Annotated in this window: 16 protein-coding genes; 5 read left to right on the forward strand and 11 right to left on the reverse strand. The window is 45.8% G+C overall.

Annotated elements, in window-relative coordinates; all coding sequences use genetic code 11:
• Positions 1–276: a MoaD/ThiS family protein gene (locus BLT91_RS12210; protein ID WP_090821125.1), complete on the forward strand. Its 276-nt coding sequence runs from the start codon at positions 1–3 to the stop codon at positions 274–276.
• A gap of 32 nt (positions 277–308) precedes the next feature.
• Here BLT91_RS12210 and BLT91_RS12215 read toward each other — a convergent pair whose 3' ends face one another.
• On the reverse strand, positions 309–806 hold the full coding sequence (locus BLT91_RS12215; RefSeq protein ID WP_090821128.1) for a metallophosphoesterase family protein: 498 nt from the start codon (positions 804–806) through the stop codon (positions 309–311).
• A gap of 149 nt (positions 807–955) precedes the next feature.
• Between BLT91_RS12215 and BLT91_RS12220 the strand changes: the two genes are divergently transcribed.
• Together BLT91_RS12220 and BLT91_RS12225 are read left to right on the forward strand one after the other, a co-directional pair.
• Positions 956–2,257 carry an AAA family ATPase gene (locus tag BLT91_RS12220; protein WP_090821130.1) on the forward strand — a complete coding sequence of 434 codons (1,302 nt, stop codon included), beginning with the start codon at positions 956–958 and terminating at the stop codon, positions 2,255–2,257.
• 12 nt (positions 2,258–2,269) lie between these two features.
• Positions 2,270–3,979 (forward strand): hypothetical protein, encoded by a 1,710-nt coding sequence (locus BLT91_RS12225; RefSeq protein WP_090821132.1) that lies wholly within the window; start codon positions 2,270–2,272, stop codon positions 3,977–3,979.
• 705 nt (positions 3,980–4,684) lie between these two features.
• Here the strand turns inward: BLT91_RS12225 and BLT91_RS12230 are convergent.
• The 4 genes from BLT91_RS12230 to BLT91_RS12245 all read right to left on the reverse strand — a co-directional run bounded on the left by BLT91_RS12230 (position 4,685) and on the right by BLT91_RS12245 (position 7,079).
• Positions 4,685–5,221: an MOSC domain-containing protein gene (locus BLT91_RS12230; RefSeq protein ID WP_090821134.1), complete on the reverse strand. Its 537-nt coding sequence runs from the start codon at positions 5,219–5,221 to the stop codon at positions 4,685–4,687.
• Positions 5,222–5,271: 50 nt separating this feature from the next.
• A complete protein-coding gene (locus BLT91_RS12235) occupies positions 5,272–5,955 on the reverse strand; it encodes a PIG-L deacetylase family protein (RefSeq protein WP_090821136.1) in 684 nt (227 codons plus the stop codon).
• Between the two features lie 23 nt (positions 5,956–5,978).
• The gene (locus BLT91_RS12240; protein ID WP_217635214.1) at positions 5,979–6,323 is read right to left on the reverse strand and encodes a His/Gly/Thr/Pro-type tRNA ligase C-terminal domain-containing protein; all 345 of its coding nucleotides are present in this window, start codon (positions 6,321–6,323) and stop codon (positions 5,979–5,981) included.
• Positions 6,324–6,599: 276 nt separating this feature from the next.
• On the reverse strand, positions 6,600–7,079 hold the full coding sequence (locus BLT91_RS12245) for a glutathione peroxidase (RefSeq protein ID WP_090821139.1): 480 nt from the start codon (positions 7,077–7,079) through the stop codon (positions 6,600–6,602).
• 174 nt (positions 7,080–7,253) lie between these two features.
• Between BLT91_RS12245 and BLT91_RS12250 the strand changes: the two genes are divergently transcribed.
• Entirely contained in the window at positions 7,254–9,416 is a 2,163-nt protein-coding gene (locus BLT91_RS12250) for a HelD family protein (protein WP_090821141.1), read from the forward strand.
• Between the two features lie 61 nt (positions 9,417–9,477).
• On the opposite strand, the gene BLT91_RS12255 is transcribed toward BLT91_RS12250, so the two are convergent.
• The 4 genes from BLT91_RS12255 to BLT91_RS12265 are packed head-to-tail and all read right to left on the reverse strand — an operon-like array spanning position 9,478 to position 11,927.
• Positions 9,478–10,320, reverse strand: coding sequence for a DegV family protein (locus tag BLT91_RS12255; RefSeq protein ID WP_090821143.1), 843 nt, complete (start codon positions 10,318–10,320; stop codon positions 9,478–9,480).
• An 18-nt stretch (positions 10,321–10,338) separates the two neighbouring features.
• On the reverse strand, positions 10,339–10,749 hold the full coding sequence (locus BLT91_RS32815; RefSeq protein ID WP_254776908.1) for a DegV family protein: 411 nt from the start codon (positions 10,747–10,749) through the stop codon (positions 10,339–10,341).
• A 10-nt stretch (positions 10,750–10,759) separates the two neighbouring features.
• Entirely contained in the window at positions 10,760–11,137 is a 378-nt protein-coding gene (locus BLT91_RS32820; RefSeq protein ID WP_254776909.1) for a DegV family protein, read from the reverse strand.
• Between the two features lie 19 nt (positions 11,138–11,156).
• Positions 11,157–11,927, reverse strand: a complete 771-nt coding sequence (locus BLT91_RS12265; RefSeq protein WP_090821145.1) for an SDR family NAD(P)-dependent oxidoreductase — start codon at positions 11,925–11,927, stop codon at positions 11,157–11,159.
• A gap of 59 nt (positions 11,928–11,986) precedes the next feature.
• Between BLT91_RS12265 and BLT91_RS12270 the strand changes: the two genes are divergently transcribed.
• Positions 11,987–12,619 (forward strand): PAQR family membrane homeostasis protein TrhA, encoded by a 633-nt coding sequence (locus BLT91_RS12270; protein WP_090821146.1) that lies wholly within the window; start codon positions 11,987–11,989, stop codon positions 12,617–12,619.
• Here BLT91_RS12270 and BLT91_RS12275 read toward each other — a convergent pair whose 3' ends face one another.
• Complete coding sequence (locus tag BLT91_RS12275; RefSeq protein ID WP_175532266.1) at positions 12,620–13,273, reverse strand: GDSL-type esterase/lipase family protein; 654 nt, start codon at positions 13,271–13,273, stop codon at positions 12,620–12,622.
• 92 nt (positions 13,274–13,365) lie between these two features.
• The gene (locus BLT91_RS12280) at positions 13,366–13,650 is read right to left on the reverse strand and encodes a hypothetical protein (protein ID WP_090821150.1); all 285 of its coding nucleotides are present in this window, start codon (positions 13,648–13,650) and stop codon (positions 13,366–13,368) included.
• Positions 13,651–13,699 lie beyond the last annotated feature (49 nt).

Here is a 13,699-nt window from a genome sequence, read left to right on the forward strand (position 1 = left end):
ATGCATATTACCGTCAGCATCCCCTCCTTGCTGCGCGATTGTACGGGTGGACACGTGAAGTTTCAATTGGAGGCGCTTACGTTAGAGGAGGCGCTTGATCAACTCCAAACAAGATATCCCCTGCTGCGAGTGCATCTATGGACGGAAACAGGACATGTCCGAAAGCATGTCCTGCTCTATTATAACGATACGAATATTGCCTGGCTGGATACCCTAGAAATTGTTTTGCAGCCCGGTGATCAGCTCATTGTCTTCCAAGCTGTTTCCGGGGGGTAAAGGAGTGATTGGTGTACGTCTTACTTAAATTACTAAGCCTTATTGTCATAGAAGAAATGCTCTGCCTGAATGCTTTCACCTAGCTCGATGATACCGTAGGAGTATTGCGGCTGCCTTCTTTTATCCGTCGGCGAGCCTGGGTTAAACATCAGCATCCCGTTAATCGTTTGCTGATAAGGGATATGGGAATGCCCGAAGATGACGATATCCGGCCGCTCAGCTTGGAACGCTTCTCGGGCTCTTTCTTCTGTCGTTTTACGAAACCCGTCTCCATGGATAAGACCGATTTCATAGTCGCCAAGCGTCAGTATTTTCCTCAGACCGAATCGTTCAATGATATCAATGCTGTCATTGTTACCAGCCACTGATTCACATGGAGCGATCTGTTCAACGAACTCAACAACGTGCTCACTCACCCAATCTCCTGCATGAATAATAAGATCTACGCCTTCTAAACCGGCAATGAGCGCATCTGGAAGCTTTTGAGCCCTTACTGATAAATGAGTATCTGAAATAACACCAATCCGCATAATGATCACTCCTTCGTGTTAATCCTATTGGTCAATTAAGTAGACTTAGATTCAAACGTTAGGTCATATTGTAGCATATTCGATGTTTGTTCGGCAGTTTGGTACAATAACACATACGAGCTTTGATTATGCCAAGGGGGACAACATTGATGAAAGAACCCATCGTCATACAGAACAAATTAAGAGAAGCTATGGGTCATCTCGAAAAAAGGTTCATGGAACGGGAAGAACTCATCCGGGTCTTGCTGCTGGCCATTATGAGCGGTGAACATGTCTTGTTAGTTGGACCTCCCGGTTCAGCGAAATCTCAATTAGCACGCGCCGCTGCAGATCTCTTTGGGAACGAACCTTACTACGATTATTTGTTGACCCGATTTACTACACCGGACGAATTATTCGGGCCTGTCTCCTTGCAGAAATTGAAAAATGATGAGTATATACGACTCACGGACGGCTATTTGCCAAGTGCTCGCTTTGCATTCCTGGATGAAATATTCAAAGCAAACAGCGCCATACTTAACGCACTCCTTTCGGTCTTGAATGAACGAGTCTTCTTCAATGGTCGAGTGAAGCAGCAGTCTCCCCTGCTATTCTTAATGGCTGCTTCGAATGAACTGCCCGAAGATAACGAACAATTAGCAGCGCTATACGACCGTTTTCTTTTCCGATTTGAAGTCGAATATGTCAAGCAAATATCCAGCTTTGAGCTCATGTTCCAGACACCTACCACGCCTCTTCCAACCCTCTTATCGACGGAACTGGTCAAGCAGTTGAAATTGCAAGCGGCCGATGTTCAATTGCCGGATGCCCTCATTTACATGCTCTTTCAATTGAAAACTGCGCTCCTAGAGAAAGAATATGTGCTTTCGGATCGTCGCTATCACAAGATTGGACATACATGGAAAATATCAGCAGCCATTCACGGACGCAGCACCGTCAATGTGTGGGATACCGTTCTCACCCCCCATATGTTGTGGGATTTCCCCGAAGATTTGGTTGAGATTAAAGCCATCTTCGACACGTTATTTCAAGACATGCTCAAACGAGAAATGGAACAAGAGCTTCCTCTGCTTCAGTACAACCTAACGGTTAAGAAGTGGTTGGAAAAAGAAGATGACTTACATGCCTTCCAATTTAAAAAAGAAATCGGCGACGCTTTAAACAAAGACGCCATAGAGCGTTTGAAAGCGACTTTGGAAGAGTGCCGCACGGAGCTCGAGGAAACAGCCCGAAGCTTACGCGGCAGACTTGTTTCCTGGCAGGACAAAGAAAAGAAACTGCCGGAATGGATTGCTTCTCAATCCATCTTTCTGCAGCATCCCGAGCAGTATGCCGTCAAATTCACGCACCTGCGCATTCAAGGCGAGCGCATCTTACAATCCATACAGGGCTTATATCGAACACTGTTTGACCGTGAAATCCCTGGAATCGTATACGACTATACGTTATAAGAGGTTATCTATATGATCATACGCTGCACACGGGTTGACAGGTATGTGTTCGAGGGCTATGTACATTCTTCACGTGTTGCACAAGAATGGATGCGTGAGGCTGTTCGGCAAGCCCCTTGGTTTACGCTTGAATTATTTGCTGATTTCTTTATGTGTTTTTATATGACGAAACCTGAAATCGACGGCACTGTCGAGGAAACACCTTTTCATCGTTGGATGGTATTGGCCCTGCGCAAGCAGTATTTCTACGTGTCCATTCATCCTCGCACGATCGGGCAGGTGAATGCCTCTTTTAAAACCGCGCTCAAGGCGCTGATGTGGCTAACAGAGTCCTTTGAAAAAGAAGTCAAACGCAGACAAAAGGAACAGAAGATGAGCGGCTTCGGCTTCGAGAAGAAGCAGCAGCAGAGCGGGCAAGAAGAAAAGAGCGTAAGCGAACGCCTCTCCGAGAAGCAAATCGAGAAGCTGCGGCTTGTTGGCTACACCCTTCAGCAGGGGAAACGAGCTGTTGAAGACAAGCAAGAAGCCGTCGATTCTAGGCCGCTTGTCGCCGAGGAGATACGCGCCCTGAAGCAGCGCATCTCCGAGCTGCAGAACGAGATGCGCACCGAGTTCATGAAGCGCGATAAGCTCAAGGCGAAGCTGCGCAAGGCGGAAGAGGAACTCGAGCGCCGCGAGCGGCAGCTGGGCCGCATGAGCGAGCGCGACCTCGCGGCCATGAAGGAAATCGAAGCCGAGCTGGGCGATTGGCTCGGCCGATCTTTGAAGGAGACGCTGTCCCTCGAAGAGGTGGACAGCTTTAACGTGCACGAGCTCGTACAAGCGAGTCAGCGGCTCGCGAACCGACGCTGGGGCAGCGAGCTGGGTAAGCTGCGGCGGCAGACGTTCGAGCACTACGTGCAGTGGATCGAGAGGCTCAAGCGCAGCAAGGATCTGGTGTCTTTCCTGCAGGAGGTGGGACGCAACATTCACCACCTTCGTGTGCAGCGCAAGAAGATGCGCTCACCCTACGTCCCGGAAGCTTACGATGATTTGCGCCAATCCGGCGATATCTCCCATCTGCTTCCGAGCGAAGCCAGCTTGCTCGCTGACGAAGATTTTGAGCCTTATTTTCTCGTCAAATGGATGGAAAATAAGCTCATGACCTATAACTATACAGGCTCCACCCTAGAGCCGCAAAAAGGTCCGGTCATCTGCATGCTCGACACCTCCCACTCGATGCGAGGCAGCAAGCTACGGCTTGCGCAGCTGTTTACCGCAACCTTCGCCTCCTTCTCCCTCCTTGAACGGCGAGATTTCGTTCTGCTTTTGTTCGGGGCGAAGGGTGAGCTCATCGAGCACGTGCTGTCTTATAAGCGGCCAGATTGGGACCGCTTCTATGGACTCGCTCAGCTGGCTTTCGGTGGCGGCACGAATTTCGATGCCCCCCTAAGTAGAGGAATGGACATTGTCCAACACCAGACGCTGTTTCAGGATGCTGACTTCGTAATGGTCACTGATGGTGTCGGCCAAATCTCTAAAGCAACGCTACAGAAGCTTGGTGCTCTTGGTCAGAAGAAGCAGCTGCGGCTCCATTCACTTATTATTGGATCAGCACGCCAACATCTCGTTCAGAAGTACGAAATCGTTGGTGTTTCTCATCAAGTGCGGTTTGCTACAGCTTGGGATGTTCAAGATCCAATAAAGGATGAGCTTCTGCTAGACGTGTTTGCTAAGCGATAGTGACGGAACTCAATAAAGCACATTGAGAGTAATAAAAAGCCTTCAATCCTACAAGGGAATTGAAGGCTTTTACTTATATAAACATAACTAGGGCACTGACACAGCAGGTCCTTCGTGTCGATCCCTCTTAATGCGTGGGGCCGGATTTGGGTATTGTGGAATTCCACCTGGTTCATATAACCAAGATTGGCCGTCGATTTCATATAGAACCATCCTGAAGCTTTATGAAAGGGGACGTATTCCCTTTAGACCCAATAAAAGTGGATATTTTAATAAATAGCACACCGTAGTTCCTTTAGCTACTTCCTTGCCCTATAGGCGTTGCTACGTAGGATACCACATAAAAAACCATAACATCTTCAATGAAGACCATCATGGTTTTAGTCGTTTATTATGTAATGGGGTAAATTCAAGCCCTCATCAAGTCTTTGATTGTCTTTAAAGATACACCTGTTTGATGATATACCTCAATAAGTGTGGCATGCGGATGGGTCCGAACGAAATCCTTCACTTTGTGTGACTCGTTCAAGAGCAGTTGGGCACAGGATTTACAACGCTTTTCAAGTTTCGAAATAAATACTTGTCCGCAATTTTCACAATTGCAAAGTGACATTTCTTCACACCTTCCTTTACCCGATTCCCGCATTCTATATCTATCTGATATAGAGTTCGAGAAGCAGTACACACTTCTGTGGGTAGTCGTTATTATATCTGAATCTCAACCTGGTCGCCTGGCTTAATCTCACCTGGACGTTCTACATAGGCGACGATGCCTCTGCTTTGTTGGGCAAGTTTAATAAATTGTTGGGTTAAGCTTTTGTTCCCGTAATAATTCGCGATCTGCTTCCCAGGCCCGGAACAGGGCTCGTTCTCACCTTCGCATACAAGTCCGCCGCCACTTGGAAGCAACATTCGAATGCCCATCGGAAGCTTCGTTAATTCAGGAACACCGCTCACGACAATATTGGCACCTAACCACTCCGGTTTAATTGTTTCTACACCTAATCGTTCTGCAATCCCTTGAAGCTCTTCAACGGAAACAATACTGAGCTGACGACGATTCATTATCTCTTCGCCTTTCTTGTACATAGGCTGCCTGGAATTCGCCTTTGCGAATAGACCATAGTGTCGGTCGCCTTCAATGCCACCAAAACGCAGCTCAACACCCTCTATTTCTCTTGTTACAAAGGTTGATGCGTCATCCGCGATAAGCACAGCCTCAACTTTTGCCATGATTGCCATTATGCTGTTCACCTGCTTTGTCCCATATTATACCACTTTCTGCTCCTATTCTACCAGTAAGTCGATAAATCCTGCTCTGGCCACATCACGCCATCTTGCCAACCAAGTACGAAAGCTTCCCATCGACGTGCTTCCGGGAAAATATCAAGGTCACCGAAATATTTGGCGATGGCCACATGCTGGGTAGCATGAGCCCGTAAGGCCGCTGCTTTTATCAGCCAATCATTCTCTGTATCAACTTCTATCGAAGGCCTATGACCTTGGGCTCGTAAGGTAGCCGAAGCGGCATAATATATCTTGCGAACACTCGGACACTTACCGCTTAAAACAGCCGCCGTTGTCGCTTTGGAGATGGTAACATGATCCAGATGACCATTGCCCCCATCCTCCGGAAAGGTGAATAGAATCTCCACTTCATGCCGCTGAATAAAAGCGATAACACCTGCAACTAACGCATCGAAATCAATCGCAGCAAGCTGACCATCCGGCCAGCCCAAGTGCTCCACGTGAGATAGACCTAGCATCACGGCTGCAGCATTCATTTCTTTCTCCCTCAGCCCAGCAAGCTCTGATTTGTCCGCAGCACGCTCAAACCCTTGTCTGCCTGCTTCACCTCGTGTTGCCAGCAGTAGAACAGGATTTCTCCCTTGATCGGCTAGCTTGCGTATTATACACGCGCTTAGAAATGTCTCATCATCCGGATGCGCATAGATGAATCCATATCGGGTTCCCATAAGTTCACTCCATTTTTATGTTATTAAGTAAAATCTGCTGGCGGATATGTCCTCTCGATCACAAAAATGGCTTGATCCATAGGCATCACCATCTCCTGTTGATCGTACATATCCAATAATCTAACTTGGTCTATCAGCCTTTCATTCTTCCCTATTAGGATGACAAAACGAATTCCAAGCACTGTCGCAGTGATCAGATGCTCACTCAATTCGGAATTTTCATCTGCCATTCTTACAGCTATGCCAGCTAATTCAAGCTCATTTGTCATCAGATAGGCTTCATCGAAAACTTCAGGATTAAGCCGTATTAGCATGGCTTGTTCATTAAGCATGACATTCGCATTTTTCTCTCTCCAACCATTTTTCATTCTTTTAACGTTTTGCATACTTCCACCTTTCCCTTCTAAACGAGATAAAAAAACGCGCCGGACCTATGGTCCTGCGCGAAATGCATCTCGCAGGGAGGCCAACGCGAAATGCGTTAGCCCACCCTGATATGTACAGGTGTGTGCTAACGCCTATGAAAATAATGAATTTGTACGAACCAAGCTGTGTTCATCATATATGATTCGTCTCCTTCACTGCAATGATTATCCTGATTATAGCGAGCTGCAGTCACGGATGCAACTGCTTTTTTCACTTTCCTATGCTAAGATAGCTACAATATCTGCTGCGATAGCGGTCGGCTCGGTACTAGCGCTGTACTGCTTAATAACTTTACCGCTCGCATCGACCAGAAATTTCACGAAATTCCATTCGATTTCTCCTGTGCGATAAGGCTCTGGGGTATGTGTCAGCAAATAAGTAAACAACGGATGAGCGTTTTCACCTTTCACATCCACTTTAGCAAATAATGGGAAGGTCACGTTGTAGTTGAGATCACAAAAGCTTTGAATCTCCTCATTCGTACCAGGCTCTTGTCCGCCAAACTGATTACAAGGGAATCCTAGAACGACTAAACCCTTATCCTGATACTGTTCGTATAAACTTTGGAGCCCTTTGTAATGTGGTGTAAGTCCACAAGCACTTGCTGTATTTACAATAAGCAATACCTTTCCTTTATAATCAGAAAGTGACTTCGTTTCTCCGGAAATTGTTTGGACATCAATATTGTAAATGGACATAGCTCACTACTCCTTCACATGGATAATAAGTACCTGTTCATTATAACATTGTTTACCAATGACCCCAAATGCCACGCTTATCGGTTTAGCTTCCCATATACTTACAGGTGTGATATATTGTTTACCTGTTTATTCGCAAAATAGACACCATCTGATCTTAGGAGGTAACTGATCTTGGACACAAAGACTCAAAGTGCCTATCAAGAAGAATTACATCGTCTCGAACAAACGAATATCGAAATTGACAAACAGCTCAAGCGACTTAGGGCGACTCCTGTTTATTACGGTCCGGATTTAACGGAACAAGCCCTGGAGGTCGCACGTGAGAATGGCCGACATAATTTAGCTAAAGCCGTCGATGAACCGTATTTCGGCCGCCTTGACTTCCAAGAGACAGGAACAGCTTCAGTCTCTCCCCTCTATATTGGTAAATCGGGTGTTGAGGATGAGCGAACAGGACAATTGCTCGTCATCGACTGGCGGGCTCCGGTAGCCAGTCTTTTCTATTCGTTTACCGGCGGACTGGACGCTGCTTCTTATGATTCACCGGACGGACTCATTGAGGGCCTCGTTTATCTGAAGCGCAATCTCGTCGTCCGTAAGCAAATTCTCCAACGCGTCGTAGATACCTATGATCGCAACGCAGACTCCTTGGCCGTTGGCGACGAGTTCTTGCTCTATCGTCTTGGCGAAAATAAAGATAATAAACTGCGCGATATCGTATCGACAATCCAAGCCGAACAAGACCGCATTATCCGCGCAGCTAAGAATACGGCACTGATTATTCAAGGGGTCGCAGGAAGCGGTAAAACAACTGTAGCTCTGCATCGCCTTGCCTTCTTACTTTATCAATACCGCGAACAGGTTCGCGCAGAACGGATGATCATTTTTGCACCTAACTCCATGTTCCTCGACTACATTTCCGGTGTCCTTCCTGAATTGGGTGTAGGTAATATCCAGCAAAGCACTTTCACAGACTGGGCACTTGATGTGCTCGAGCAAGAAGTGAAATTGGCTGACCAGACATTAACGCTTCAAACTTGGTTCTCGCTTGGCAGCAAAAGACCTCCAGTAGACGATCACGCGCCGGGACGATTTAAAGGGTCCATTGATTTCAGGGAATACTTAGATAATTGTCTAACCAAATTCGAGGAGTCTTATGTCCCTGCGGCTGATTTCATACCGTGGGAAGGAGCTACACTGCCGATTACTTCAATTCGTGAATGGTTTTTCGTAGAGAACAAGCATTATCCGCTTGTGAAACGCCGCGAGCGAGCGATTGCTCGGATCAAACGTTGGATGGAAATGCAGCTCGACAAGATTTGGGAGCAAAGCCGGAAGAAAGAGCTGAAAAAGAAAGCATCTCAGCGACTGCGTACGTACCTGACGGGTTGGCCCGAACATTCTGCATTCAGCTTCTACAAAATGCTGTTCACAGATAAGGGCCGTCCTGACAGCTTGCCTGTAGATTTACTCAACCAAATCCCAGAGCCTATTGTCACAGCTTCGCAAAAGCTTTTCAAGAAAAAAGAAGTGCAGCTCGAAGATCTCGCTCCACTCCTTTATATTTATACGCGCCTTTACGGCATTCCCTCGGATCGGTTATTCGACCATGTTGTGATCGATGAGGCGCAAGACTTTTCACCTTTCCAGGTGGCCGTCCTTGATAGTTATACACGAAATAGCTCGTTTACGATATTAGGTGATTTATCTCAAGGGATCCACGCTTATCAAGGCATCACGGATTGGAAGGAATTCTCCAGTTTATTTCAAGATGACGTAACCGGTTATTTCGAGCTTGAACGCAGCTATCGTTCCACGATGGAAATCATTCAGTTTGCCAATCAAGTGCTGAAACGAGGCGTCGAGAACCCGCTCCTCGCTGCTCCTGTGTTCCGCAGCGGCAACAAAGTACGTGTGCTGCAGACAGATCTCAAAGGACGCTTGCCACTGCTTCAGCATGCTATTACAACATTGCAGCAAGGAACATCCAGCACAATAGCCGTTGTAACTCGTACGGAAAAGCAAGCACAGGAACTGCATGATGCTTTGACAGTCGCCGGCATTGAAACGAATCTCATTACGTCTAAACAGCGTGTATACCGCGGCGGAATATCGGTTCTTCCTGTTTATTTGACCAAAGGACTAGAATTTGATGCCGTTTTGCTCATGGATGTTACATCTGGGCATTACGAAGCAACCTTCATGGATGCCAAGCTGTTGTACGTGGGTTGTACACGTGCACTTCATGAATTGTGGCTGATGGCTGCAGGTGAACTTTCTCCTCTAGTATCTGCCGAAGATCAAGAAATTGTGACAACCAATTATCCTGTATAAAATAAAGAAAGACACCTGTTCACAGATCATAAAGGATCGGTGAACAGGTGTCTTTTTAAATCTAGTAAGCTATCAGAACGCCGCCTTCACCTGCGTACGTACCAATAACAGTCCCCATATTAGAAAATAGCACATTGCGGAAAGGATATTTCGCCAGCAGCTGATTCAGAACTTCGCGCGCTCTCTCCTCGCAATTACTGTGCGCCACAGCAATCACATCTTTATCGTAATCGTGGATACTCTCTCCCACTTTGGCGATCATTCGTTTCAAGGCTTGCTGGGTGCCGCGGATTTTCTCCATCACTTCAATAGAGCCTTCTTCACTGCCTTTCATTAAAAGCTTAATATTCAGCACAGATGCAACTGCTCCACGTACTCTATCAAGTCGTCCACCTTTAATTACATTTTCTAACGAATCTAAAAAGAAGAAAGTACTTGAAGAAGCCACCGATTGTCGCATCACGTTAATCATTTTTTCAAAAGGGACTTTCGCCTCGGCCATTTTGGCTGCTTTATAGACGAGTACGCCAAGACCAAGTGAAGCTGTCTTTGAATCGATCACCTCAATACGACCTGTATAACCTTCTTCAAGCAGCATTTCTTTGGCCATTACCGCATGATGGTAGGTACTGCTTAGAGCAGACGAAAGACTGATAACAAGAATATCCTGATCTACCTCAGCTTTCTGATATTCTGCGAGGAAATGCAGCGGTGACGGACTTGACGTCTTAGGCAGTACGCTCTCTATTTTCATTCTCGCATAAAAATCACATAGCTCCATGTGAGGTGGCATGCTCTCTTCTCCAAAATGTACGGATAATGGAACGATCATTATCCCTAGCTCATCTACAATCATTTTGGGAAGGTCGCAACTGCTGTCTGTGATAATCTTGATTGCCGTCATTATGTGTCCACTCATTTCTTATTTTTTGGCGAAAACAATACCTACCGTAAGAGGGCCGCAGTGGCTAGATATTACGCAGCCGGCTTCGGTAATATGTACATGGTTCACCTTCGTTTGTTGTTCAATCTGCTGTTTAACGTATGCCGCTTCTTCAGATGCCAAGGAATGAGTTACAAAAAGAAACTCTGTGTCCATGATGTCCTTTTGCGCTAAGGCATTGTCCAAAAGCTGAAGGAGTGCTTTTTCCCGTTTGCCTCTTACCTTGTCTGTCGATATCATAGCGCCATCGATCACTTTCACGATAGGTCTAATTTTCAACAAACTCCCAATAAAATGCTGAACACTTGAACATCTTCCGCCTTTATGCAGATATTCTAATGTATCGATGATGAATTCAACTTCAATCTGGGAGATCAGCGGTACGATCATTGATTTAATGTCAGAGCTGCTCCAACGCCGCCTTCAATACGAGAAGACCGATCCCTGTTGATAGATTCCTTGAATCAATAACCGTTACCCTGCCATCCGGAAAACCCTCTGCTGCAATGGTGGCATTTTGAATCGTAGAAGATAACTCGGAGGAAAGCCCGATATAAACAATATCATCCCCACCTTGAATTACCGGTTCAAACGCACATTCGAAGTCTGCAGGAGACGGAGACGCGGTTTTGGGCAGCTTGCCTGCTTGATCTACCCATTCATAAAGTCTACTAGGTTTTATCGTAATGCCGTCCTTGAATGAATTGTCCTCGAAAATAACATATTCTATGGATTGTTTGTGTACAGTATAATAGAAATAGACTAAAAGCTCAATCATTCAAAATAACAGGTTCGCCTTAGAAACCATAGATTGTCATACCGCCATCCACGAACAGCGTCTGACCCGTCACATAATTCGCAGCATCCGAAGCGAAAAATACAGCAGGTCCTACCAGCTCTTCAAGCTCACCAACTCGCCGCAAAGGTGTTCGGGCAATAATTTCTGCCAGGTAATCAGGATTATTGAGAATTTTTTCGGTTAATGGCGTTTTGAAATACCAAGGTCCGATACTATTCACATTGATCCCATGTTTACCCCACTCAAGCGCTAGCACCTTGGTCATTTGGATCATAGCTGCTTTGGTAGCTGCGTATACAACGCCCGTACGAAGGGCAACCTGTCCTGCAACAGAAGCAATATTGATAATTCTTCCATATTCTCTTTGCTGCATGTGACGACCAACAATTTGTGAGCACAAGAAGGCAGATTTGAGATTCGTCTGCATAATGGTGTCCCATTCCTCATCCGTTACCGCCAGTGCTTGACTGCGAATATTCATGCCGGCATTGTTCACTAGAATATCCAGACGTCCAGCCTGTTCAATGATTTGATTTACAGCTGCTTCAATCTGTTCCCTGTTTGTGACATCAACAGGGAATGGATAGGCTTTTCTTCCCAAAGCACGAATTTCTTGGGCTACTTCCTCAATATCACTAGCTGTTCGTGCGAAGAGCGCTACGTCAGCCCCAGCCTCAGCAAGCCCAATCGCCAGCGCTCTGCCAATGCCTCTTCCTGCTCCAGTGACAAGAGCAATTTTATTTTGCAGTTGAAATGAAGGTAAAAACATCTTATCATCGTCCAATCTATTAGGTAGTAGAAAATATACGTGCAAAAGAAGGGATACCCATGGAATATTCCATTCGTGAAGAGAAAGCCAACGCTATCAGCCACGGGATTGGTGTGCTATTAAGCATTGCTGCCCTTGTGATGCTCATCGTTCATGCTTGTCTGCATGGCAATGCTTGGCACATTGTGAGCTTTAGCATCTTTGGAGCCACGCTAGTCACACTTTATACCTGTTCAACACTGCTTCACAGTATAAGGCATCCCCGTTTGAAGGATGTGTTCGAGCTTCTCGATCATTCCGCTATATATCTATTAATCGCAGGCAGCTACACGCCTTATTTACTCGTCACGTTGCGAGGCCCTTTAGGTTGGACCTTCTTCGGGGTTATTTGGGGCTTAGCGCTTGCCGGAATTGTCTTGAAATTTTTTTACGTAAAACGATTTATCTTGATTTCAACCCTTTGCTACATTCTCATGGGCTGGTTGATCGTTCTTGCCTTTAAGCCATTGTATATAAACCTGCCCTTCGGCGGTATTGTGTGGCTTGTCGTTGGCGGACTGTTTTATACATTTGGATCCATTTTTTATGTATGGCGGCGCATTCCTTATCACCATGCCATTTGGCATATTTTCGTGCTCGCAGGTAGCGCCTGTCATTTCTTCTCAATATTTCGGTATGTCATCTCTTCTTAATTAATGGACCAACTGCTGAAGGTGATGGAGAGAAACCGCATTCTCAACTTGACGTGCCAGTTCATCATACCCTTGTTCATTAGGATGGATGGCGTCCTCAGATAAATATCGCATATCTTGCCCAACAAATGCGTCATACACTTGAACAATATGAATATGCGGCTGCTCCAATTTGCGAAGAAATAGATTGAATCGCTGGACCCAATAAGCAGCATCAGGTACCTGTGGCAATGGATTGTACAACCCGATTAATACCATTAAAAAGGGTTTCTCAATTCCTTTCCGCAGCGCCTCTATTTGTACCAACAATTTCCTATAGTTCGTTTCATATGTTTGAAGCGCAGACTTTAAGTAAACAGGATCACCTTCATAAAAGAAAGGAATAGCCGCTTGTATTAAGTCATTACCGCCTGCTGTTATCGTAATGATATCCGCCTCTTGGACGTCCCTTTGAATTTGTGGATCGGACTCAATCGTTTCCAGCAATTGGCTAGTTGTGGCACCATTCGTGCCAGCGTGTTTCAATTGAACAGGAACCTTCAGCAAATGCTCTACCTTCTGCCGATAGATAGATACGAATCCATGACCTTCCGGAGCTCCAAAACCAACGGTTAGTGAATCGCCAAATGCCAAATAATTGATCGCCTTTTCCATTCCTATCCTCTCCCTAAAGCCTGACATAGGATAGTATATGCGTCAGCGCCCAGTTTGGGAAGGGACACTCTCACTAGTCACTCGTAAGTTTTTTAAACGTTTACATGCTGTTGAACATAATTTTCAATTTGCGCCTTTTCAGAAAATGTAAATTGAAATTCACAATCACAGCCTTCGTCATGAAGGACAATTTGAACAATTTCTCCTTCCAAATTGCAGATAACAAGAATAGATGGATCAATTAAATCCTCCGGAAACTCCTCGCCAGCCTCTTTATGTATACCCAGGAAAATGTCCCGCCATTGCCCTCTTATCTCTGATTCTGTGAAAGATAAAGTAAATCGGTGTTCAACGTGTTCGTCCCCATATTTCATCATCTGATATTCCCCCTGAACGGTTTCAAAGAAAACCTATATTTTACGCATA

The sequence above is a fragment of the Paenibacillus sp. yr247 genome, assembly GCF_900103825.1.
Taxonomy (GTDB): Bacteria; Bacillota; Bacilli; order Paenibacillales; family NBRC-103111; genus Paenibacillus_E.